18 protein-coding genes are annotated in these 23,914 nt (G+C 55.3%); 10 read left to right on the forward strand and 8 right to left on the reverse strand.

Features of this window, described 5'->3' with window-relative positions; all coding sequences use genetic code 11:
• Nucleotides 1–8 precede the first annotated feature (8 nt).
• Nucleotides 9–1,628, forward strand: a complete 1,620-nt coding sequence (gene pckA / locus RW65_RS15715; protein WP_039057723.1) for a phosphoenolpyruvate carboxykinase (ATP) — start codon at nucleotides 9–11, stop codon at nucleotides 1,626–1,628.
• A 46-nt stretch (nucleotides 1,629–1,674) separates the two neighbouring features.
• Here pckA and envZ read toward each other — a convergent pair whose 3' ends face one another.
• Nucleotides 1,675–3,027: a two-component system sensor histidine kinase EnvZ gene (envZ, locus tag RW65_RS15720; protein WP_039057724.1), complete on the reverse strand. Its 1,353-nt coding sequence runs from the start codon at nucleotides 3,025–3,027 to the stop codon at nucleotides 1,675–1,677.
• Nucleotides 3,024–3,743, reverse strand: coding sequence for an osmolarity response regulator transcription factor OmpR (ompR, locus tag RW65_RS15725; RefSeq protein ID WP_039057725.1), 720 nt, complete (start codon nucleotides 3,741–3,743; stop codon nucleotides 3,024–3,026). The genes envZ and ompR overlap by 4 nt, the downstream gene beginning before the upstream one ends.
• Before the next feature lie 227 nt (nucleotides 3,744–3,970).
• Between ompR and greB the strand changes: the two genes are divergently transcribed.
• From greB to feoC, 5 genes are all read left to right on the forward strand, one after another.
• Nucleotides 3,971–4,444 carry a transcription elongation factor GreB gene (gene greB / locus RW65_RS15730; RefSeq protein WP_039057726.1) on the forward strand — a complete coding sequence of 158 codons (474 nt, stop codon included), beginning with the start codon at nucleotides 3,971–3,973 and terminating at the stop codon, nucleotides 4,442–4,444.
• A gap of 96 nt (nucleotides 4,445–4,540) precedes the next feature.
• Nucleotides 4,541–6,880 carry a Tex family protein gene (locus RW65_RS15735; RefSeq protein ID WP_039057727.1) on the forward strand — a complete coding sequence of 780 codons (2,340 nt, stop codon included), beginning with the start codon at nucleotides 4,541–4,543 and terminating at the stop codon, nucleotides 6,878–6,880.
• A gap of 488 nt (nucleotides 6,881–7,368) precedes the next feature.
• Nucleotides 7,369–7,596 carry a ferrous iron transporter A gene (feoA, locus tag RW65_RS15740; protein WP_039057871.1) on the forward strand — a complete coding sequence of 76 codons (228 nt, stop codon included), beginning with the start codon at nucleotides 7,369–7,371 and terminating at the stop codon, nucleotides 7,594–7,596.
• Nucleotides 7,597–7,628: 32 nt separating this feature from the next.
• Nucleotides 7,629–9,947: a Fe(2+) transporter permease subunit FeoB gene (feoB, locus tag RW65_RS15745; protein WP_039057728.1), complete on the forward strand. Its 2,319-nt coding sequence runs from the start codon at nucleotides 7,629–7,631 to the stop codon at nucleotides 9,945–9,947.
• Nucleotides 9,948–9,958: 11 nt separating this feature from the next.
• The gene (gene feoC, locus RW65_RS15750; RefSeq protein ID WP_039057730.1) at nucleotides 9,959–10,198 is read left to right on the forward strand and encodes a [Fe-S]-dependent transcriptional repressor FeoC; all 240 of its coding nucleotides are present in this window, start codon (nucleotides 9,959–9,961) and stop codon (nucleotides 10,196–10,198) included.
• On the opposite strand, the gene bioH is transcribed toward feoC, so the two are convergent.
• Complete coding sequence (gene bioH / locus RW65_RS15755; protein ID WP_039057731.1) at nucleotides 10,195–10,968, reverse strand: pimeloyl-ACP methyl ester esterase BioH; 774 nt, start codon at nucleotides 10,966–10,968, stop codon at nucleotides 10,195–10,197. The genes feoC and bioH overlap by 4 nt on opposite strands.
• A 38-nt stretch (nucleotides 10,969–11,006) precedes the next feature.
• Here bioH and gntX point away from each other — a divergent pair, with 38 nt between their 5' ends.
• From gntX to gntT, 3 genes are all read left to right on the forward strand, one after another.
• On the forward strand, nucleotides 11,007–11,690 hold the full coding sequence (gene gntX, locus RW65_RS15760) for a DNA utilization protein GntX (protein ID WP_039057732.1): 684 nt from the start codon (nucleotides 11,007–11,009) through the stop codon (nucleotides 11,688–11,690).
• 58 nt (nucleotides 11,691–11,748) lie between these two features.
• The gene (nfuA, locus tag RW65_RS15765) at nucleotides 11,749–12,324 is read left to right on the forward strand and encodes a Fe-S biogenesis protein NfuA (RefSeq protein WP_039057733.1); all 576 of its coding nucleotides are present in this window, start codon (nucleotides 11,749–11,751) and stop codon (nucleotides 12,322–12,324) included.
• Nucleotides 12,325–12,680: 356 nt separating this feature from the next.
• Nucleotides 12,681–13,997, forward strand: a complete 1,317-nt coding sequence (gene gntT / locus RW65_RS15770; protein ID WP_039057734.1) for a gluconate transporter — start codon at nucleotides 12,681–12,683, stop codon at nucleotides 13,995–13,997.
• Nucleotides 13,998–14,074: 77 nt separating this feature from the next.
• Here the strand turns inward: gntT and malQ are convergent, their stop codons facing one another.
• Nucleotides 14,075–16,165 carry a 4-alpha-glucanotransferase gene (malQ, locus tag RW65_RS15775; protein WP_039057735.1) on the reverse strand — a complete coding sequence of 697 codons (2,091 nt, stop codon included), beginning with the start codon at nucleotides 16,163–16,165 and terminating at the stop codon, nucleotides 14,075–14,077.
• Nucleotides 16,166–16,173: 8 nt separating this feature from the next.
• Nucleotides 16,174–18,567 carry a maltodextrin phosphorylase gene (malP, locus tag RW65_RS15780; protein WP_039057736.1) on the reverse strand — a complete coding sequence of 798 codons (2,394 nt, stop codon included), beginning with the start codon at nucleotides 18,565–18,567 and terminating at the stop codon, nucleotides 16,174–16,176.
• Between the two features lie 603 nt (nucleotides 18,568–19,170).
• Here malP and malT point away from each other — a divergent pair.
• Nucleotides 19,171–21,876 carry an HTH-type transcriptional regulator MalT gene (gene malT / locus RW65_RS15785; RefSeq protein WP_039057737.1) on the forward strand — a complete coding sequence of 902 codons (2,706 nt, stop codon included), beginning with the start codon at nucleotides 19,171–19,173 and terminating at the stop codon, nucleotides 21,874–21,876.
• A gap of 18 nt (nucleotides 21,877–21,894) precedes the next feature.
• On the opposite strand, the gene RW65_RS15790 is transcribed toward malT, so the two are convergent.
• Genes RW65_RS15790 through glpE form a run of 3 tightly spaced genes read right to left on the reverse strand, consistent with a single transcriptional unit; the run spans nucleotide 21,895 to nucleotide 23,889 of the window.
• Nucleotides 21,895–22,653 carry a DeoR/GlpR family transcriptional regulator gene (locus RW65_RS15790; RefSeq protein ID WP_039057738.1) on the reverse strand — a complete coding sequence of 253 codons (759 nt, stop codon included), beginning with the start codon at nucleotides 22,651–22,653 and terminating at the stop codon, nucleotides 21,895–21,897.
• A gap of 17 nt (nucleotides 22,654–22,670) precedes the next feature.
• The gene (glpG, locus tag RW65_RS15795) at nucleotides 22,671–23,501 is read right to left on the reverse strand and encodes a rhomboid family intramembrane serine protease GlpG (protein ID WP_039057739.1); all 831 of its coding nucleotides are present in this window, start codon (nucleotides 23,499–23,501) and stop codon (nucleotides 22,671–22,673) included.
• A 58-nt stretch (nucleotides 23,502–23,559) separates the two neighbouring features.
• Nucleotides 23,560–23,889 carry a thiosulfate sulfurtransferase GlpE gene (gene glpE / locus RW65_RS15800; RefSeq protein ID WP_039057740.1) on the reverse strand — a complete coding sequence of 110 codons (330 nt, stop codon included), beginning with the start codon at nucleotides 23,887–23,889 and terminating at the stop codon, nucleotides 23,560–23,562.
• Between the last annotated feature and the right edge of the window lie 25 nt (nucleotides 23,890–23,914).

Here is a 23,914-nt window from a genome sequence, read left to right on the forward strand (position 1 = left end):
GCAGTGAAATGCGTGTTAAGAGCTTAACCCCGCAGGATCTCAAGGCTTATGGCATCAACGACGTTCAGGAGATCGTTTACAACCCCGATTACGATACGCTGTATCAGGAAGAGCTTCGTCCAGAGCTGGAAGGCTTTGAGCGGGGCGTGTTAACGACGTCTGGTGCGGTCGCCGTCGATACCGGTATCTTTACCGGACGTTCGCCGAAAGATAAGTATATTGTGCGTGATGACACTACCCGCGATACCGTGTGGTGGGCTGATAAAGGCAAAGGTAAGAACGACAATAAGCCGCTCTCCCCTGCTGTCTGGCAACATTTAAAAGAGCTGGTAACGCAGCAACTCTCCGCTAAACGCCTGTTTATTATTGACGCTTTTTGCGGCGCAAACGAAGACAGCCGCCTTTCGGTACGTTTTATCACCGAAGTCGCCTGGCAGGCACACTTCGTTAAGAACATGTTTATTCGCCCAACCGATGAAGAGCTGGCGGAGTTTGAACCCGACTTTATCGTGATGAACGGCGCGAAGTGCACTAACCCGCAGTGGCAAGAACAAGGCCTGAACTCAGAAAACTTTGTCGCCTTTAACCTTACGGAGCGCATCCAGCTGATTGGCGGGACCTGGTACGGTGGCGAGATGAAGAAGGGAATGTTCTCGATCATGAACTACCTGCTGCCGCTGCAGGGAATTGCCTCGATGCACTGCTCGGCAAACGTCGGCGAAAAAGGCGATGTAGCGGTTTTTTTCGGCCTCTCCGGCACCGGCAAAACCACCCTTTCCACCGACCCGAAACGCCGTTTAATTGGCGATGACGAGCACGGCTGGGATGATGACGGGGTGTTTAACTTTGAAGGCGGCTGCTACGCCAAAACCATCAGGCTTTCAGAAGAAGCGGAACCGGATATCTTCCACGCTATCCGTCGCGATGCGCTGCTGGAAAACGTCAGCGTCCGTGCCGATGGCAGCATTGATTACGATGATGCCTCAAAAACGGAAAACACCCGCGTTTCCTATCCGATTTACCATATTCAGAATATTGTTAAACCGGTCTCGAAAGCGGGCCACGCGACAAAAGTCATCTTTCTGACCGCGGATGCTTTCGGCGTGCTGCCGCCGGTATCTCGTTTGACTGCCAGCCAGACGCAGTACCATTTTCTGTCCGGGTTTACCGCTAAGCTTGCCGGCACCGAGCGCGGCGTAACCGAACCGACGCCGACCTTCTCCGCCTGTTTTGGCGCCGCGTTTTTGTCGCTGCACCCAACGCAATATGCGGAAGTGTTGGTGAAAAGAATGCAGGCTGCCGGGGCGCAGGCTTACCTGGTGAATACCGGCTGGAACGGCACCGGCAAACGCATCTCAATCAAAGATACGCGCGCGATTATCGACGCCATTCTTGATGGTTCGCTGGATGATGCCGAAACCTTTACTCTGCCGATGTTCGACCTGGCGATCCCTACCTCGTTGCCGGGGGTGGATACGCGCATTCTCGATCCGCGCAATACCTACGCCTCTCCTGAACAATGGCAGGAGAAAGCCGCGCAGCTGGCCGCGCTGTTTGTTGCGAATTTCGAGAAATACACCGATACCCCTGCGGGAGCCGCGCTGGTCAGCGCCGGGCCAAAAGTGTAATTCGGCTACGCAAGAGCAACAAAACCCGTCACAGCGACGGGTTTTTTTATGCTTCTTTATGTTGACCGCTCAGCCGGCCAATCGGGATTGGCAGCCAGGCGCGGATAGATAAACCGCCCCGCTCGCTGGTGCCCAGCTCAAGAATGCCGTTATGGTTATCAACAATACGCTGTACGATGGCCAGACCCAGCCCGGTGCCGCTGGTGCTGCGCGCGCTGTCTCCGCGCACAAACGGCTGGAACAGGTGTTCGCGCTGCTCAGGTTTAATCCCCGGACCGTCATCTTCTACCTGAAACCAGGCGCGGTTCAGTTCGGTGCCGCTGCTGACTTTAATCCAGCCATTACCGTAGCGTGCCGCGTTGACCACCATATTGGCGACGGCGCGTTTAATGGACAGCGGGTGCATACGCACAAAAATCTCGCTCTGGTGCAATCCGGTGTCAATTTCACGTTCGTAGCCACTTTCGGCGGCGATCACTTCGCCAAGCACCGCGTTCAGTTCGGCCACTTCCATCGGCATCTCCTGGCCGGTGCGCAGATAATCGATAAACTGCTCAATTATCGCGTTGCACTCTTCAATATCTTTATTGATCGACTCCGCCAGATAGCCATCTTCTTGCGCCATCATCTCTGTCGCCAGACGAATGCGCGTCAGCGGCGTACGTAAATCGTGGCTGACGCCCGCCATCAATAACGTACGATCGTCGGCCAGTTGCTTCACACCGGAGGCCATCTGGTTAAACGCGCGCGTTACCGAACGCACTTCCGATGCGCCATATTCCCGTAATGGCGGCGGGATATGCCCTTTCCCCACCTTCAGCGCGGCGTGCTCAAGGTCGACAAGAGGACGGTTTTGGATACGAATAAACAGCCAGGCACCACCAATCGCCAGCAGCATAATCGCCAGCGTGTAACGAAACAGCGGGGAGAAGTCCCCTTGATGGATTTCGGTCAGCGGCACGCGCACCCAAATATTGGGCGACAGCCAGGTTTTCAGCCACACCACCGGCGAGCTTTTATTGACCTCAACGCGCACTTCCGTCGGGCCACCAAGCTGCTGCGCCATTTGCTGGCTTAAGAATTCATAATGCTGCGCCCAACGCAGACCGGCGTCTTCCGCGGCCTCGTTGGAGTAAAGCGAAATGCCCAGCTCGCGGTAAATCTCCCGACGAAAAGCGGGAGGCACCACCAGCTGCGTGCCGTCCTCCAGCTGCAGTTTATCGGTCATCAACATACGAACTTCGTAGGCGAGAACTTTATTAAACTGCTGGAGGCTGGGCAAAATCGCGAAGTTCAGCACCACCAGATAAGTCGTCACCAGGCTGGCGAACAGCAGGGTGACAATCAATAACAGGGTGCGGGCAAATGAACTTCGCGGCGAGAAACGCACTCGCATCATGCTTTAGAGCCGTCCGGTACAAACACGTAGCCCAGGCCCCAAACGGTTTGGATATAGCGCGGATGCGCCGGATCTTCTTCCACCATGCGGCGCAGACGTGAGATCTGCACGTCAATGGAGCGCTCCATCGCCGAGTATTCGCGACCGCGCGCCAGGTTCATCAGTTTATCGCGCGAAAGCGGCTCGCGCGGGTGGCTCACCAGCGCTTTTAATACCGCAAACTCACCGCTGGTCAGCGGCATCGGCTCATCTTCGCGGAACATTTCACGGGTGCCGAGATTGAGCTTAAATTTACCAAACGCAACCACCGCTTCTTCCTGAGACGGCGCGCCCGGCAGTTCATTGGCCTGACGACGCAGCACCGCGCGAATACGCGCCAGCAGCTCACGGGGGTTAAACGGTTTTGGAATATAATCGTCGGCACCGATTTCCAGCCCTACAATGCGATCCACTTCTTCGCCTTTCGCCGTGACCATAATGATTGGCATCGGATTGCTTTGACTGCGCAAACGACGGCAAATTGAGAGACCATCTTCGCCTGGCAGCATTAAATCCAGCACCATCAGATGGAAAGATTCACGGGTTAGCAGACGATCCATCTGCTCAGCGTTAGCGACGCTACGAACCTGGAAGCCCTGCTCGGTAAGGTAACGCTCAAGCAATGCGCGCAGGCGCATGTCGTCATCCACGACCAGAATCTTATAATTCTCTTGCATTGTTTATACTCCCACAGGTTCCGACAATAATGTTTCCGTATTCTAAAATTGTGCGCGATAACGACCAGCGAAATCTGGTATACATTCTAGTCGAAATTGTTACAAAGCATATTTAACAGTAGCTTATATGCATCTTTCATCACATAAAGCATGATTAATCCACACCTTACAGCAAAGTGTTTGTAAAGTGTGCGCAGCTATGAACGTTACGGAAATAAGGCCGCAGAATGAAAACGCCCCTGATTACCCGCGAAGGTTATGAAAAACTTAAGCAGGAACTCGATTTTCTCTGGCGTCAGGAGCGCCCGGAAGTCACTAAAAAAGTCACCTGGGCGGCAAGCCTCGGCGATCGCAGCGAAAACGCCGATTATCAGTACAACAAAAAGCGCCTGCGTGAAATAGACCGCCGCGTGCGCTATCTCACCAAATGCCTGGAAAACCTGAAAATCGTCGATTACTCCCCGCAGCAGGAAGGCAAAGTATTCTTTGGCGCGTGGGTGGAAATTGAGAACGACAATGGCGATACGCTGCGTTTTCGCATCGTTGGTTATGATGAAATTTTTGGCCGCAAAGACTACATCTCTATCGATTCACCGATGGCTCGCGCCCTGCTGAAGAAAGAGGAAGGCGATGTGGCTACAGTGCAAACACCCGCCGGTGAAGCGACCTGGTACGTTAATCAAATCGAATATGTGAAATAGCCCGCGGAACAGTCTGAGAAGCCCTTTGCGACTGGCATTTTCCTATGCCAGTCCGTATAACTATCCCCTGATTTTTTGTTCAGAAGATGAAAACACATGATGAATGATTCGCTCTGCCGCATTATTGCGGGTGAACTTCAGGCACGTACCGAACAGGTGGCCTCCGCCGTTCGCCTGCTTGATGAAGGGAATACCGTGCCGTTTATCGCGCGCTATCGTAAAGAGGTCACCGGCGGTCTGGACGACACGCAACTGCGTCAGCTCGAAACCCGTCTTGGCTACCTTCGGGAGCTGGAAGAGCGCCGCCAGGCGATTCTGAAATCGATCGGTGAACAGGGCAAACTCAGCGATGAACTGGCAAAAGCGATTAACGGTACGCTGAGCAAAACCGAACTCGAAGATCTCTACCTGCCGTACAAACCCAAGCGCCGCACCCGCGGGCAAATCGCCATCGAAGCCGGTCTTGAGCCGCTGGCGGATTCCCTGTGGAACGATCCTTCCCACGATCCGGAAACCCTGGCCGCGACGTTTGTCGATGCCGATAAAGGCGTTGCCGATAGCAAAGCGGCGCTGGATGGCGCGCGCTATATCCTGATGGAACGTTTTGCGGAAGATGCCGCCCTGCTGGCGAAAGTACGTGATTATCTGTGGAAAAACGCCCATCTGGTCGCCACCGTTATCAGCGGTAAAGAGGACGAAGGCGCGAAATTCCGCGACTACTTCGATCATCATGAGCCTATTTCTACCGTCCCTTCCCACCGCGCGCTGGCGATGTTCCGTGGGCGTAACGAAGGGATTTTGCAGCTGGCGTTAAACGCCGATCCGCAGTTTGACGAGCCGCCAAAAGAGAGCCACTGCGAGCACATTATTATCGACCACCTCGGCCTGCGCCTGAACAACGCACCGGCGGACAGCTGGCGCAAAGGCGTGGTGAGTTGGACGTGGCGCATTAAAGTGCTGATGCACCTGGAAACAGAACTGATGAGCACCGTGCGTGAACGCGCGGAAGATGAAGCCATCAATGTTTTCGCCCGCAATCTGCACGATCTGTTGATGGCCGCGCCTGCCGGGCTGCGCGCCACGATGGGTCTCGATCCGGGTCTGCGTACCGGGGTAAAAGTGGCGGTGGTCGATGCCACGGGCAAAGTGGTCGCTACCGACACTATCTATCCGCACACCGGCCAGGCGGCCAAAGCTGCCGTCGTTGTCGCGGCGCTGTGTGAAAAACATCATGTTGAGCTGGTGGCGATTGGTAACGGCACCGCTTCGCGCGAAACGGAACGCTTCTATCAGGATGTACAAAAACAGTTCCCGAAAGTGACGGCGCAAAAAGTGATTGTCAGCGAGGCGGGCGCGTCGGTCTATTCCGCCTCCGAATTGGCAGCGCTGGAGTTCCCGGACCTCGACGTATCCCTCCGCGGCGCGGTCTCTATTGCCCGTCGTCTGCAGGATCCGCTGGCGGAGCTGGTAAAAATCGATCCGAAATCCATCGGCGTTGGCCAGTATCAGCATGATGTCAGCCAGAGCCAATTGGCGCGTAAACTCGATGCGGTGGTTGAAGACTGCGTAAACGCCGTCGGCGTGGATCTGAATACCGCGTCGGTTCCGCTGCTGACGCGCGTTGCCGGTTTAACCCGTATGATGGCGCAGAATATTGTCTCCTGGCGCGATGAGAATGGTCAGTTTAAGAATCGCCAGCAGTTGCTGAAAGTGAGCCGTCTGGGGCCAAAAGCCTTTGAACAGTGCGCAGGCTTCCTGCGTATTAACCACGGTGATAACCCGCTGGACGCCTCTACGGTTCACCCGGAAACCTACCCGGTGGTTGAACGCATTCTGGCGGCCACGGAGCAGTCGCTGCGCGATCTGATGGGCAACAGCACCGAGCTGCGTAAACTGAAAGCCAGTGAATTTACCGATGAGCAGTTCGGCGTGCCGACGGTGACCGACATCATCAAAGAGCTGGAGAAACCGGGGCGCGATCCGCGTCCGGAGTTCAAAACGGCGACCTTTGCTGACGGCGTGGAAACGATGAACGATCTGCTGCCGGGAATGGTACTTGAAGGCGCGGTCACCAATGTGACCAACTTTGGCGCTTTCGTCGATATTGGCGTGCATCAGGATGGCCTGGTGCATATCTCTTCACTGGCGGATAAGTTCGTTGAAGACCCGCATACGGTGGTCAAAGCGGGCGATATCGTGAAGGTTAAAGTGCTGGAAGTGGATCTGCCGCGTAAACGTATCGCGCTAACGATGCGTCTGGATGAACAGCCGGGCGAAACCAATGCGCGCCGTGGCAGCGGCAACGCTGGCAATCGCGATAACGGTAACCGCAGTACGCAACGCCCGGCCAAAGCGCCGCGCGGGCGTGACAATCAGCCTGGCGGCAATAGCGCCATGATGGACGCGCTTGCCGCAGCGATGGGCAAAAAACGCTAATCCTGCCCCTCTCTCTGGTGGGAGAGGGGTCAATTTTGCTTAAAACGTTTTAAATGAACAAATTGATGCATCTCACTATTCAGCGAAATGCTAATAATCTCTTCCATCCCTCGCAGGCAACAATCGAGTAATCAATACCCGCACCGAAGATAACGTTTTCCAGCTAATACGCGGTTATTAGGCGATCCGCTTATATTACAAACCTTAATTAAATATTAAGGTTGTTAAGAATAATTATCTTTTTGAAGCGAGCGTTCTTAATTTCTCGTTAATGCAGAGAATACGAAACCCGACAAACTTTTGAGCTATATCAAAACAGGAGCAAATTATTAATTCGGTCATCTGCGATCGCATTTTTATCATTGCTGATAGAAACCATTCTCATTATCATTGGCTCAGTAGATGATTTCACCACTCCTTCGATGCTTTACCGAGCGCCCATGCGGCGCGTGATGACAACTGGCTCGCAGCATAAACAAGTAGGCTCTATGCAATTCACTCCTGACAGCGCGTGGAAAATTACCGGCTTCTCACAACAAATAAGCCCGGCCTGGCGACAGAAGCTCCTGTCACTCGGGATGTTGCCCGGCTCCTCTTTTAATGTCGTGCGCGTCGCCCCCCTTGGCGATCCCATTCATATTGAAACGCGCCGCGTTAATTTAGTGTTACGCAAAAAAGATCTCGCCTTCCTTGAACTGGAAGCGGTTTCTCGTTAATCGGCCGGTTGTTAACAGAGTGCAAAGTTAAAATGAAAAAATTGACCATTGGCTTAATTGGTAATCCGAATTCTGGCAAGACAACGTTATTTAATCAGTTAACCGGCGCGCGTCAGCGAGTGGGTAACTGGTCCGGCGTTACCGTGGAACGTAAAGAGGGCCAGTTCACCACTACCGACAGCCAGGTCACGCTGGTTGACCTTCCCGGCACCTACTCCCTGACGACCATTTCTGCGCAAACCTCACTCGATGAACAGATTGCCTGTCACTACATTTTGAGTGGCGATGCGGATTTAGTGATCAACGTCGTCGATGCCTCGAATCTGGAACGTAACCTCTATTTAACCCTGCAGCTGCTGGAACTGGGCGTGCCGTGCATTATCGCGCTGAATATGCTGGATATCGCGGAAAAACAGAAAGTCCGCATTGATATCGACGGCCTGGCCGCCCGCCTCGGCTGCCCGGTTATTCCGCTGGTCTCCACGCGCGGGCGCGGCATTGAAGCGTTAAAGCTGGCCATCGATCGCCATCAGCACAATGACAATGTTGAGCTGGTGCACTATGCGAAGCCCCTCTCTCGCGAAGCCGATGCGCTGGCGCAGCAGATGGCCGATGATGTGCCGTGGCAGCAGCGCCGCTGGATGGGTCTGCAAATGCTGGAGGGCGATATTTATAGCCGCGCTAACGCAGGCGTGGATGAACACAACATCCGCGCTTCGCTCGCACGCCTGGCGGCTGAAATGGACGATCCCGCGCTGCATATTGCCGACGCGCGTTATCAATCGATTGCCGCCATTTGCGATACCGTCAGCAATACGCTGACCGCCGAACCGAGCCAGTTCACCGCTGCCGTTGACCGCATTATCCTCAACCGGTTTTTAGGCTTACCGATCTTTTTGTTCGTTATGTATTTGATGTTCCTCTTCGCCATCAATATCGGCGGCGCGTTCCAGCCGATTTTCGATGCGGGTTCGGTGGCGATCTTTATTCACGGTATTCAGTGGCTGGGCTATACCCTGCACTTCCCGGACTGGCTGACGGTGTTTCTCGCACAAGGATTGGGCGGCGGGGTTAATACCGTGCTGCCGCTGGTGCCGCAGCTTGGCATGATGTACCTGTTTATGTCCTTTCTCGAAGATTCCGGATACATGGCGCGCGCCGCTTTTGTAATGGATCGCCTGATGCAATCGTTGGGGCTGCCGGGCAAATCCTTCGTGCCGCTGATTGTCGGCTTTGGCTGTAACGTGCCGTCCGTAATGGGCGCACGGACATTAGATGCACCGCGCGAACGTCTGATGACCATTATGATGGCGCCGTTTATGTCCTGTGGCGCGCGTCTGGCTATCTTCGCCGTATTCGCCGCCGCCTTCTTCGGTCAGCAGGGCGCAATTACCGTCTTCTCGTTATATGTGATTGGCATCGTGATGGCGATTCTGACGGGCCTGGTGCTGAAATATACGCTGCTGCGCGGCGAAGCGTCGCCGTTTGTAATGGAGCTGCCGGTTTATCACGTTCCGCACCTGAAAAGCCTGCTGCTGCAAACCTGGCAGCGTCTGAAAGGCTTTGTTATCCGCGCCGGTAAAGTGATCATCATCGTCAGCGTTTTCCTTAGCGCGATGAACAGCTTCTCCCTTGATGGCCGCACGGTACATAAAATTGATGAATCCGCGCTGGCCTCCATCAGCCGCGTATTTACCCCGCTGCTGGAGCCGATTGGCGTGCACGGCGATCACTGGCAGGCCACGGTGGGTCTTGTCACCGGTGCGATGGCGAAAGAGGTGGTAGTCGGTACGCTAAATACCCTCTACACCGCAGAAAACATTGAGCAGGCCGCTTTTGATCCGGCACAATTCAGCCTGACGGGCGAGCTGCTTGCCGCAGTGGAAGACACGGTTAAAAGCGTTAAAGAGACCTTTAGCCTGAGCGTGCTGGCGAACCCGATTGAAGCCAGCAAAGGCGATGGCGAAATGGCGACGGGGACGATGGGCGTCATGAGCCAGAAATTTGGCAGCGCGGCAGCGGCTTACAGCTATCTGATTTTCGTGCTGCTGTATGTGCCATGCATTACGGCGATGGGCGCTATCGCCCGTGAATCAAGCCGCGGCTGGATGGGCTTCTCCGTGCTGTGGGGGTTAAATATCGCCTACTCCCTCGCCACGCTCTTTTACCAGACGGCGACCTTTAGCGAACACCCCACCTATAGCCTGACCTGCATTCTGGCGGTGCTGCTGTTCAACGTGCTGGTCATTGGGCTGCTGCGCCGGGCGAGAAGCCGGGTGGATGTCAATCTGCTGGCGGCGCGCAAAACCGTGGCCAGCTGCTGCGACAGCCCGGCAAGTGATTGTCATTAGGGAGCACGATTATGGCGTCGTTAATTGAAGTGCGGGATATGCTGGCGCTACAGGGCCGCATGGAAGCCAGTCAGTTAAGCGCTGCGCTGCATACGCCGCGCGCGATGATCGACGCCATGCTCGGTCGGCTGGAAGCGATGGGCAAAGCCGTGCGCATTCAGGAAGAGGCTACCGGTTGTTTAACCGGTAGCTGTAAGCAGTGCCCTGATGGAAAAAATGCCTGCTCACGCGTGTGGTGGGCGCTGCGTTAAACCAGCCTGGCTTTTAGCGCCAGCAGCGCCTCGCAGAACTGCGCCGGGTGCGAGACAAACGGCGCGTGGGCCGCTTTCGGGAAGATAACCGACTCGCTCTGCGGCCACATCTCATCTAATAGCGGCACTATTTTACGCGGCACCAGCCCGTCAAGATGACCATACAGGCGTAAAAATGGCATCGCCAGCGCGCCGAGTTCCTCGCGCAAATCCACGGTTTTCAAAATCTCCAGCCCGCCGTTTAGCACCTCCGTCGATGGCATATCAAGGGAGAGCACCGAGTTTTTCAGCAGCCGCGCATCCTGCCTGGCGGTTTCTGTACCGAGGGTTTGCAGCGCCAGAAAACGCTCGACGGTGCGCTGAAAATCTTCACTCAGCTGATGCTGAAAACCTGCCAGGATCTCCGGTTTGATACCGGGCCAGGTTTCTTGTGCGCTAAAGCAGGGCGACGACGCAACGGTGACAAGCGCGCTGACCCGCTCAGGCGCCTGCAGCGCCAGCTGGCTTGCCACCAGCCCACCCATGCTCCAGCCCAGCCAAATCGCCTGCTGCGGCGCATGGGCTAATACCTGCTCCGTCATCTCCGCAAGCGTAAGCGCGCCAAATCCCTCGCTTCTGCCATAGCCCGGCAGATCGACTAAATGCAGGATAAAGTGCGAACTCAGTTGCGGCGTAATGCAATCCCAGACCTGCGCATTCAGTCCCCATCCGTGCAGCAGCACAAGATGACAATTTCCCTCGCCTTTGGTTTGCCACCAGATGTTTTTCATCAGCTATCGTTCTCTTTTTTTACACAAGGAGGTGCCACATGCTAACAGTGTCGGGCTTATGCTGGCTATGCAGGATGCCATTGATGCTCAGCCACTGGGGCGTCTGTTCGGGCTGTGCCCGCGCCATGAAAGGGCGCGAGAAAATGTGCCCGGTGTGCGGTTTACCTGCCGCCGCCGATGAGATCCCCTGCGGGCGCTGCCTGCAAAAACCGCCGCCCTGGCAGCGGCTGATTGCCGTTAGCCGTTACGCGCCGCCGCTGAGCCCTTTGGTGCATCAATTTAAATTTTTGCCGCGCCCGGAGATGGCCAGCATGCTGGCACGCCTGCTGTTATTGGCGGCACTCAATGCGCGCCGGCATAAAAACTGGCAAAAACCCGACATGTTAATGAGCGTGCCGCTGCATGTACGTCGCCAGTGGCGCAGAGGGTTTAACCAGAGCGACCTGCTGTGCCGGGCGCTGACGCGCTGGCTACAATATCCCTGGCAGCAAGGGGCGTTACGTCGAGTGCGGGAAACGCCGGTGCAGCGGCAGCTCACGGCCCGCTTGCGCAAGCAGAACCTGAAAAATGCCTTTCGTCTTGAATTGCCGGTCACCGGTCTCCATATCGTCCTGGTGGATGATGTCGTCACGACCGGCAGCACCGTTGCGGAAATTACCCGTCTGCTTATACGCAGCGGCGCGGCAACTGTTCAGGTCTGGTGCCTGTGTCGAACCTTGTAGACCCTCGATGATGGGCGTATTATAACCGAGTAAAATAGTCAACTATTAGGCCATTGCTATGATCCGTATTTCCGACGCTGCCCAAGCGCACTTTGTCAAACTGCTGGCAAATCAGGAAGAAGGGACACAAATCCGCGTATTTGTGATTAACCCAGGCACGCCCAACGCCGAGTGCGGTGTCTCTTATTGCCCGCCGGACGCGGTTGAAGCCACCGACACCGCGTTAAAATTTGAACAGCTGACTGCCTATGTCGATGAGCTGAGCGCGCCGTATCTGGAAGATGCGGAAATCGATTTTGTCACCGATCAGTTAGGTTCCCAGCTGACGCTGAAAGCGCCGAACGCCAAAATGCGTAAAGTCTCCGACGATGCCCCGCTAATGGAGCGCGTCGAGTACCTGCTGCAGTCACAAATCAACCCGCAGCTGGCAGGCCACGGCGGTCGCGTGTCGCTGATGGAGATTACCGACGAAGGCTACGCCATTCTGCAGTTTGGCGGCGGCTGTAACGGGTGCTCAATGGTCGACGTGACGCTGAAAGAGGGGATTGAGAAGCAGCTGCTGACCGAGTTCCCGGAACTAAAAGGCGTCCGCGATCTGACAGAGCACCAGCGCGGCGAGCACTCTTATTACTAAGTCCTGTTTTGCTTAGATTACCCGGCGGCGCACGCCTGCCGGGTCTCTAATCCTCATCTTGTTACCCGTATCTTTCCGCCCTGTTTTCTTTCTTCAGCGCCAGGTAGTTTCCCGACGTTAATATGACCTATGTCGCAGATCTCACATTTAGATCCGCTGGGTGATTCTCTTTTAATGGATGTTACCCGTATCATTTGTACCAGCACTGACAACTTAAAAAACATCCGACTACAATTTGCAGCAATGGATGTCAGCCTTAACGGTGCCGCAGACCGCTTGTCCCGCGCGCGGGAATATATTCGCGGCTGCCAGGAAACATTGACGTTACCCATAACAAATTAAAGGCCAGGTAAATCATGCCACTAGTCATTGTCGCTATCGGTGTCGCACTCTTACTCCTGCTGATGATCCGCTTCAAAATGAACGGGTTTATTGCTTTGATCCTCGTGGCGCTTGCCGTGGGGATGATGCAGGGTATGCCGCTTGACGCCGTGATTAAATCGATTAAAAACGGGGTCGGCGGAACGCTGGGCAGCCTTGCGCTGATCATGGGCTTCGGTGCCATGCTCGGCAAAATGCTGGCGGACTGCGGCGGCGCACAACGCATCGCCACGACGCTTATCGAAAAGTTTGGTCGCCAGCATATTCAGTGGGCGGTGGTGCTGACCGGTTTCACCGTCGGTTTCGCCCTGTTCTATGAAGTTGGCTTTGTCCTGCTGTTGCCGCTGGTCTTCACCATCGCCGCTTCCGCTCGCATTCCGCTGTTGTACATCGGTGTACCGATGGCGGCTGCGCTCTCGGTCACCCACGGTTTTCTGCCGCCGCACCCGGGTCCAACCGCGATTGCCACCATTTTCCACGCCGATATGGGCAAAACCCTGCTCTACGGTACGCTGCTGGGTATCCCAACGGTTATCCTCGCCGGTCCGGTTTACGCGCGCTTTTTGAAAAGTATCGATAAGCCGATCCCGGAAGGTCTCTACAACGCGAAAACCTTTACCGAAGAAGAGATGCCGGGCTTCGGCGTCAGCGTCTGGACATCACTGGTTCCGGTTATCCTGATGGCGCTGCGCGCCGTGGCGGAAATGGTGCTGCCAAAAGGACATGGGCTGTTGCCTTACGCTGAGTTCTTCGGCGACCCGGTGATGGCGACGCTGATTGCCGTCTTGATTGCAGTCTTCACTTTTGGTCTGAACCGCGGCCGTTCGATGGATGAGATCAACGACACGCTGGGCAGCTCAATCAAAATTATCGCCATGATGCTGCTGATCATTGGCGGCGGCGGCGCGTTTAAACAGGTGCTGGTAGATAGCGGCGTGGATAAATACATCGCCTCGATGATGCATGCCACCAACCTTTCGCCGCTGTTTATGGCCTGGTCGATTGCTGCCGTTCTGCGTATCGCGCTCGGTTCCGCAACCGTTGCGGCGATTACCGCTGGCGGTATTGCGGCTCCGCTGATTGCCACCACCGGCGTCAGCCCGGAACTGATGGTAATTGCGGTCGGTTCCGGTAGCGTTATCTTCTCGCACGTAAACGATCCGGGCTTCTGGCTGTTCAAAGAGTACTTCAACCTGACCATCGGTGAGACGATCCGCTCCTGGTCGGTGCTGGAAACCATCATCTCGCTCTGTGGCCTGATTGGCTGTCTGCTGCTGGGTATGGTGGTGTAAAAAAGACGCTGCCCGGCAAAACCGGGCAGTGAAGAAATGGTAAAGCCTGGATTCGCCCCTCGCGAATCCAGGCTTTTTTATTGGCGCTTAGTAGCCAGCTTGCGGCGTCGGTCGAGATCTTTAAGCAGTTTGTCGACCTTCTCATCGGCAAACATCTCTTCCAGCGAAACCGCCAGCTTGCGTCGCCAGTTTTTGTACTGCGAGCTGGTGCCGGGAATATTGACCGGCCCGGCCATATCCAGCCAGTCTTCCGGCTGCAGCCCCAACAGCGCGCTGTTACTGTCGGCTATGTAGCGCTGTAAACCACGGTTGAGTACCGGCGACATCGGCGTACGTACCGCTTTGTGCCCGGCACGCTGCGGTAAACAGCCATGCTGATGCAGCGCATCCAGCAGCCCCTGTTTCGCCAGTTGCCGATCGAGATACAAACCGCGCAGCACCACTTCATCGGGATAGAGCCCCAGGGTTTTACCGAGGGTTAAATCACCGCTCTCCCAGTAGCCGCGCAGCGTGGGCAAATCATGGGTGGTCGCTACCGCCATTGACTGCTGCGGATAGGCCTGCGGTGCGCGGAAGGTTTTTTCATGATCGTTTTCGAAATAGAGCACTTTGTAGGAGTAAACGCCGCTGCTGCGCAGTTTGCCGACAATCTCTACCGGCACGGTGCCTAAATCTTCACCGATAACCATGCACTGCTGACGCTGGCTTTCCAGCGCCAGAATGGCGAGCAGATCGTCTACCGGATACTGCACATAGGCACCCTGATCCGCCGTTTCACCGTACGGGATCCACCACAGACGCAGCATAGACATCACATGATCGATACGCAGCGCGCCGCAGTTCTTCATATTAGCGCGCAGCAGATCGATAAACGGCGCATAGCCACGTTCACGCATAACATGGGGATCCATCGGCGGCAGGCCCCAGTTTTGCCCTAACGGCCCGAGGATATCCGGCGGCGCGCCAACGGACGCCTTCAGGCAGTAAAGCTCGCGATCGCACCAGGTTTCCGCGCCGCCTTCCGCCACGCCAACGGCCAGATCGCGGTACAGGCCAATCGGCATCGTGTAGCCCTGGCTGGTTTGCCAGCACTCGGCGAATTGCGTGAATGCCAGCCATTGCAGCCAAAGATAGAAATTCACCTCGTCCACATGGGTTTTACAAAACGCTTTTACCTGCGGGCTATGGATGTTTTGGTAGCCTTCCGGCCATACCGGCCAGCCCCAGCGCAGGGCATCGACTTTTACCTGGTTGGCATGAATGGCATCGAAGGCGGCCTGCCAGTAAAGGCTTTCGCCTTCCTGCTGTACAAAATCTTTAAACGCCGCATATTGCTCATCCTCTTCAGCGCGCTGGCTAAAGCGCTGCCATGCCATGCGCAGCGCCTCCAGTTTCAGCGCTGTAACGGTGGCATAATCGACCCATTGTGCTTCGCGGGCGGCACGTAAAGCGTCACGCGTAGTGGGCAATTTCCACCAGCGTTGCGCCTCTTCGCTATCGCGAAAATCGGCCACCGCATTGACATCGATATAGATAATATTCATCCAGCGACGGGATGAAGGGCTATAGGGGCTGGCGCTCTCCGGGTTCGCCGGATAGAGCGCATGGATTGGGTTAAGGCCGATAAACGCGCCGCCGCGACGGGCAACCTCGCCGAGCATGTTTTTCAAATCGCCGAAATCGCCAATCCCCCAGTTACTCTCTGAGCGCAGCGTATAGAGCTGCACGCACGCGCCCCAAAGCTTTTTACCTTCGAGCAGCGCCTGGGGCTCATAACAGCGGGCAGGCGCAATGATTATCCGACATTGCCACTGCTGCTTATTCTGCGTCAGGGTCAGCGCGTGGTAGCCCAGCGCCAGCCCGGTGGGCAACGGCAGGTTTGCGCCCGCGCGAACGTCGCCCTGATACTGCTTACCGGTCTCCGTTGTCAGTTGCCAGTGAAAGTCACCTTTACCGACAACCGGCAGCACCTTTTTCTTCCCGTGGATAAACACCTGCACCACAGGCACCGGCGGCGTACTGACTGCCGCGGCTGGCGCGGAATGCATCGCTTCCAGCAGACGCTGCTTGGTTTGCACAGTAATAGATTGCGGTTTACCGTGCGCATTAATGTAGTTTGGGCTGATCCCCGCCGCCAGCGCGGCCTGTTCCAGATGTTTACTCTGCATACCCTTCCTTAGCGCTTCGCCTGCCAGATACGGGTTTGATAATCACGGATAGAACGGTCGGAGCTGAACATGCCGCAGCGCGCGGTATTGAGGATCGCAGCGCGCGTCCAGGCTTCCTGGTCGCGGTAGAGCACATCGACACGTTTTTGCGCGGCCACATAATCAGCAAAATCCGCCAGCACCAGGTAGGGATCGCCGCCCTGTTTACCGATGCTATGCAGCATCTGGTCAAACGCGTGCTTATCGCCCCCGCTGTATTTGCCGATCTCCAGCTCTTTCAACACCGCATCAAGTAGCTTATCTTTTTTACGCCATTTCAGTGGATCGTAACCCTTCGCCTTCAGCGCTTTTACCTGTTCAACGGTATGGCCAAAGATAAAGATGTTCTCCTCGCCGACCTGTTCGGCAATCTCGACGTTCGCGCCGTCAAGCGTACCGACGGTCAATGCGCCGTTAAGGGCCAATTTCATATTACCGGTGCCGGACGCCTCTTTACCGGCGGTTGAGATCTGCTCGGAGATATCCGCCGCCGGGATCAATTTTTCCGCCGCCGACACACAGTAATCCGGTAAGAACACCACCTTCAGTTTGTCGCCTACGCTGGCGTCGTTATTAATCACCTCTGCCACTTTATTAATGGCATAAATGATATTTTTTGCCAGGTAATAGCCCGGCGCGGCTTTCGCGCCAAACAGAAATACGCGCGGTACGCGGTCAGCCTGCGGGTTTTCACGCATCTCTTTATACAGCGCCAGAATATGCAGTAAGCCAAGATGCTGGCGTTTGTATTCGTGCAAGCGCTTGATTTGGATATCAAATAGCGCATGCGGGTTAATCTCGATACCGGTGCGCGCTTTCACAAACGCCGCCAGCTGTTGTTTGTTGTGCTGTTTGATTTGACGATATTGCTGGCGGAAATCCGCGTCGTCGGCGTATTTCTCCAGATGAATTAACTGGTCAAGATCGTTAGCCCACTCTTTCTTCAGTGTCTTATCAAGCAGTGCGGCCAGCTGCGGGTTGCACTGTTTGATCCAGCGGCGCGGCGTAATGCCGTTGGTGACGTTGTGGAATTTGTTCGGCCACAATTGGTGATATTCCGGGAACAGATCTTTAACCACTAAATCGGAATGCAGCGCCGCCACGCCGTTGACGGCAAAGCCGCCGACAACGCACAGATTCGCCATACGGACCTGTTTGTTATGCACTACCGCAAGCTTCGCCCATACCGCGCTATCGCCCGGCCAGGTCTGTTCTACCAGCGTTTTAAACTTGTCGTTAATCTGCTTAATGATTTGCATATGGCGCGGCAGCAGCGCTTTGATCAGCTTTTCATCCCAGCACTCAAGGGCTTCCGGCATCAAGGTGTGGTTGGTATAGGCGAAGGTACGGCTGGTGATAGCCCAGGCGTCATCCCAGCTCAGTTGATGCTGGTCGAGCAGCACGCGCAGTAGCTCAGGGATAGCAATAGTAGGATGGGTATCGTTAAGCTGGATCACTTCGAAATCAGGCAGCTGCGCCAGCTTACGGCCCGCCAGGTGATGGCGGCGCAGAATATCGGCGACGGAACAGGCGCACTGGAAATATTGCTGCATCAGACGCAGCTTTTTGCCCGCCTGGTGATTGTCATTGGGATAGAGCACTTTGGTCAGTTTTTCTGCGTCAATGCCCGTTTGCTCGGCGCGCAGGAAATCGCCATCGTTAAATTTGGTCAGATTAAAAGGATGCGCGTGCGTGGCCTGCCACAGGCGCAGCGGTTGAGTCACGCCATTACGGTAGCCGATGACCGGCAGATCCCAGGCTTCGCCAATCAGCGTAAAAGCGGGCTGCCAGCGCCCCTCTTTGTTGACTTTGCCGCCAATACCGACCTGCACATCCAGTTGTTCGTTATGGCGAAACCACGGATAGCTGCGGCGGTGCCAATCGTCCGGCGCTTCATGCTGCTGGCCTTCAACAAATGACTGGCGGAACAGGCCATATTGATAGTTCAGGCCGTAACCGGTCGCCGATTGACCCACTGTCGCCATTGAGTCGAGAAAACAGGCTGCCAGTCGACCTAAACCGCCGTTGCCGAGGGCCGGATCGGTCTCCTCTTCCAGCAGGTCCGTTAAATTGATGTTGTGGTCCTGCAGTACCTCGCCGACGTCCTGATACCAGCCAAGATTGAGTAAGTTGTTGCCCGTCAGACGGCCAATCAAAAACTCCATCGAGATATAGTTAACGTGACGCTGTTTTTTGTCCGCTTTGGGCGCAGGCTGCGCCGCTAACAGTTCCGCCAGCGCAGCGCTGACGGCGTGCCACCATTGGCGTGAAGTCATGTCATTGGCGTCCTGCACCCCCAAACGCTGCCGCTGGCGCGTGAGAGCCGCTTCAAATTCCGCTTTATTAAACGTTGGCTTTGACATAAAGAATTCGGGTCCTGTAATGAAGTAAATCGATATTTGCGCTAGTGTGCCTGGCTCAACAGGTGACTTCCTCATCCTGCCAGGGATTAGCCGGGGAGGAGTAGCGGGGATGAGCGAAAAGTGTGATCGCCGCCACTTAAAGGTAGCCTGATTTTTGACCTTTTCTTCCTCAAAAAATCCACCACAGCCCAACGAAAATCGTTCGCTTATTTAGAAAAATGAAATGATGTTTTGAAGTGAAGTTTTTTCCCGTTCTGAGAGAAAAAGAGGAAATAATATTTGGTAACAGAGTTCGAAACGCTGTTTGCTATTTGTGCGATAACTCTCGGGTATTTCTTATTAATTTAAAGAAAGACCCTATAGTTGCCGAATGTATTTTTTATTTCGCCCTGTACCGCGCGCCAGCTCTGCCTCCTCCCGCATTAGTCATAATTGGCCTCTATTCATTCGTGGCATAAATGGAAATGTGACAAGGTGCAAATTCACAATCGCCAGATTTGGACATAACTTGCAATATTTCTTCATCTGGCCGACCTTATTAGTATTAATTACGAAGCGCAAAAAAAATCTCCCTCTCGTTCTTCGCACAGTGAAGTGATAACTATGTTGATTCCGTCCAAATTAAGTCGCCCGGTTCGTCTCGACCACACGGTGGTTCGTGAACGGCTGCTGGCTAAACTTTCCGGCGCCAACAATTATCGGCTTGCGCTGGTAACAAGCCCTGCGGGCTACGGCAAAACCACGCTTATTTCCCAGTGGGCGGCCGGTAAAAATGACATCGGCTGGTATTCGCTGGATGAAGGGGATAACCAGCAGGAGCGGTTTGCCAGCTATTTTATCGCCGCCGTGCAGCAGGCGACCGGCGGCCACTGCGTAAGCAGCGAGGCGATGGCGCAAAAGCGCCAGTACGCCAGCCTGCCGTCGCTCTTTTCCCAGCTGTTTATCGAACTGACGGAATGGCAGCGGCCGTTGTATTTGGTGATTGACGATTATCATCTGGTCACTAATCCAGTTATTCACGATGCGATGCGCTTTTTCCTCCGTCATCAGCCGGAAAATCTCACGCTGCTTGTGCTGTCGCGTAATCTGCCACAGTTAGGTATCGCTAACCTGCGCGTACGCGAGCAGTTGCTGGAGATCAGCAGCCAGCAGTTGGCATTCACCCATCAGGAAGCGAAACAGTTCTTTGACTGCCGCCTGAGTTCACCCATTGAAGCCTCAGAGAGCAGCCGACTGTGCGACGATGTCGCCGGTTGGGCCACGGCGCTACAGCTTATCGCCCTCTCCGCCCGGCAAAATCACAGCGCGGCGCATCAGTCCGCACGCCGCCTGGCGGGCATTAACGCCAGCCATCTTGCCGATTATCTGGTAGATGAAGTGCTGGATAATGTCGATGGCGATACCCGCCGTTTTCTGCTGAAAAGCGCGCTGCTGCGTTCTATGAACGATGCCTTAATTGTCCGCGTGACCGGCGAAGAGAATGGGCAGATGCGGCTGGAAGAGATTGAGCGTCAGGGGCTATTCCTGCAACGTATGGACGACTCCGGCGAGTGGTTTAGCTACCATCCGCTGTTTGGCAGCTTCCTGCGTCAGCGCTGTCAATGGGAGCTGGCGACGGAGTTACCCGATATCCACCGCGCCGCGGCGGAGAGCTGGATGGCGCAGGGTTTCCCCAGCGAAGCCATCCACCATGCGCTGGCGGCCGGCGACGGCACGATGCTGCGCGATATTCTGCTCAACCATGCATGGGGCCTGTTTAACCACAGCGAACTGAGCGTGCTGGAAGCGTCGCTGAAAGCGCTGTCGTGGGAAAGCCTGCTGGAAAATCCCCGGCTGGTGCTGCTGCAGGCCTGGCTGATGCAAAGCCAGCATCGCTACAGCGAAGTTAATACGCTATTAGCTCGTGCTGAACAGGAGATGACCACGCAAATGGACGCCTCGCTGCACGGCGATTTTAACGCCCTGCGCGCCCAGGTCGCGATTAATGATGGCGATCCGGTCGAAGCCGAACGGCTGGCGATGGTGGCCCTTGAAGAGCTGCCGCTGGCGAATTACTACAGCCGCATTGTGGCAACCTCGGTGCATGGGGAGGTCCTGCACTGCAAAGGTGAGCTCACCAACTCGTTGTCGGTGATGCAGCAGACTGAACAGATGGCTCGTCGTCACGATGTCTGGCACTACGCGCTGTGGAGCCTTATCCAGCAGAGCGAAATTCTCTTTGCCCAGGGTTTCCTGCAGGCCGCCTGGGAGATGCAGGAGAAAGCCTTTACGCTTATCCGCGAACAGCATCTTGAACAACTGCCGATGCACGAATTTTTACTGCGCATCCGCGCTCAGCTGTTGTGGGCATGGGCGCGCCTGGATGAATCAGAAGCGGCGGCGCGCCAGGGTATGGAGGTGCTTGCCGCCCTGCAACCGCAGCAGCAGCTGCAGTGTCTGGCGCTGTTAGTGCAAAACTCGCTGGCACGAGGCGATCTGGATAATGCCCGTAACCATTTGCACCGGCTGGAGAACCTGCTCGGTAACGGCCAGTACCATAGCGATTGGGTCTCTAATGCCGACAAAGTGCGGGTGATCTACTGGCAAATGACCGGCGATAAAAAAGCGGCCGCACAGTGGCTGCGTCTGACGCCGAAACCCGAGTTCGCCAATAACCACTTCCTGCAAAGCCAGTGGCGCAATATTGCCCGCGCGCAGATTCTGCTCGGTGATTTTGAGCCGGCGGAAATGGTGCTGGAAGAGTTAAACGAAAACGCGCGCAGCCTGCGCCTGATGACCGATATTAACCGTAACCTGCTGCTGTTGAATCAGCTTTACTGGCAGGCCGGGCGTAAAAACGACGCCCAGCGGGTGCTGCTCGAAGCGCTGCAGCTGGCAAACCGCACCGGATTTATCAGCCATTTTGTCATTGAAGGCGAAGCGATGGCGCAGCAGCTGCGTCAGCTTATTCAGCTTAATACGCTGCCGGAGCTGGATCAGCATCGCGCGCAGCGTATTCTGCGCGACATTAACCAGCATCACCGGCATAAGTTTGCCCACTTTGATGAGAACTTTGTCGAACGGCTGCTGACCCACCCGGAAGTGCCAGAACTGATCCGCACCAGCCCGCTGACCCAGCGCGAGTGGCAGGTGCTGGGGCTGATTTACTCCGGCTATAGTAATGAGCAAATCGCCGGCGAGCTGGCCGTCGCGGCGACGACCATCAAAACCCATATCCGCAACCTCTACCAGAAGCTTGGTGTTGCCCATCGTCAGGATGCGGTTCAGCATGCCCAGCAGCTGCTGAAAATTATGGGCTACGGGGTGTAAAAACCGCCGCAAGGCGGTTTAGCACAGCTCCAGTTGCACATTATTGTTGGCAATCACCTGCACCACGCTTGCGGGCGGCATAGCGTCGGTATAAACCGCATCCACCATACTGATACTGCCCATATTCACCATCGCGTTGCGGCCAAATTTCGAGTGATCCACCACCAGCATGACGTGGCGGGAATTTTCAATGATCGCCCGCTTGGTGCGCACTTCATGGTAATCAAACTCCAGCAGTGAACCATCGGCATCGATACCGCTGATCCCCAGAATGCCGAAATCAAGGCGGAACTGAGAGATAAAATCGAGGGTTGCTTCACCAACGATGCCGCCATCCCGGCTGCGTAACTCACCGCCCGCCAGGATCACCCGGCAATCGTCCTTCTTCATTAAGGTATTAGCGACGTTCAGGTTATTGGTGACGATGCGTAAATCGCTATGGCTGAGCAGCGCGTGAGCAACAGCTTCCGGCGTCGTGCCAATATCGATAAACAGCGTTGCGCCGTTGGGGATCTGTTCCGCCACTTTACGCGCGATGCGCTCTTTTTCCGCCGTTAAGGTCGCTTTGCGATCGTGCCAGGAGGTGTTTTCCGAGCTGGAGGGCAGCGCCGCGCCGCCGTGGTGGCGCAAAATCTTGTTTTGATCCGCCAGATCGTTCAGATCGCGGCGAATCGTTTGCGGGCTCACAGAAAATTGTTCTACTAACTCTTCGGTACTGACATATCCCTGCTGTTTAACCAGCTCAATAATTGCGTCATGACGCTGTGTCTGTTTCATGAATAGTCCCAGAATTATTATGTTCGTTTTCGCACATTTTGCGCGTCAACCAATGCCATCGAAAGCCCAATCACCATCCCCGCAGTATGCGCGCCGTTGGCAATCTCAAAGCCGGTTAAGCCGAACCACTCCGCCACCATCAGCACAACCGTAAAGATAAACAAACCGGTGGGTAACGCGATGTTCGACTGCGGATCGCGAATACCCCGCAGCCAGACATAGCCAATCAGCGCATACACCACGCCGGATAAGCCACCAAACCACGGACCGGTAAGCTGGTGCTGCACAAAGCCGCTTAACAACGCACTAATAAAGGTGATAACCACCAGTTTCCCGCTGCCCAGACGCTTTTCGACCATCCCGCCGAGATACCACCACCAAAACAGGTTGAAGATGATATGCACCAGTGAAAAGTGCATCACCGCATGGGTAAAGTAGCGCCACACCTCAAACCGTACGCTTGCATCCCACGGCCAGGCAAGCCACATCATCACCGTTTGATCGCCGATAACGTTCATGGCGATAAAGACAATAATGCACAGTGCCGCTATTAACAGCGTTAAGGGCCCACTGCGCTCACGCAGCATCGCCCGCAGCGGAAAGCGTTGATAGTGCAGACCACTATTGGTATGCCCGGACTGCCAGCTCGCCGCCAGATAACGCGGATCGGCAGGATTTTCGATAAAGCGAGCCAGCTCGCTGCGTACGCGCTCGGCCTTGCTTTCATCCGCCAGCCAAACATCGCTTTGCTCATGGTGTTGAATAGTCAGGATAACACCCTGGGTCTGCATATAATCAACAAACGCCTGGGCGACGCGGGGGTTGGAAAAAGAGGTAATCATCAACATGGCAGGCGCCGTTTAATCCCTACAAAAAAACACAGTATACCGAAGACGGACATAATGCCTACAGCGCGCCGTGCATCACCTCGGAAGGGAAGTGCCGATGCCACGCGTCGAAACCGCCATCCACGCTATAGACCCGATCGAAGCCCTGCTGCAACAGATATTGCGCTGCGCCTTTGCTGCTGTTGCCGTGGTAGCACATCACCATTACCGGCGTTTCAAAGTCGTTATCACGCATAAACGTGCCCAGCGTGTCGTTGGTTAAATGAAACGCGCCCGGAGTATGTCCCATAGCGAAACTTTGCGGATCGCGAATATCCACCAGCACGGCCTGTTGTTGATGCAATTTTTGGTGGGCTTCTTCTACGTTAATACACTCGAAGTTATCCATGGCGTTCTCTTAATTGACACAGTAA

Origin of the sequence: Enterobacter sp. Bisph1, assembly GCF_000814905.1 — a bacterium.
Lineage (GTDB): Bacteria > Pseudomonadota > Gammaproteobacteria > Enterobacterales > Enterobacteriaceae > Kosakonia.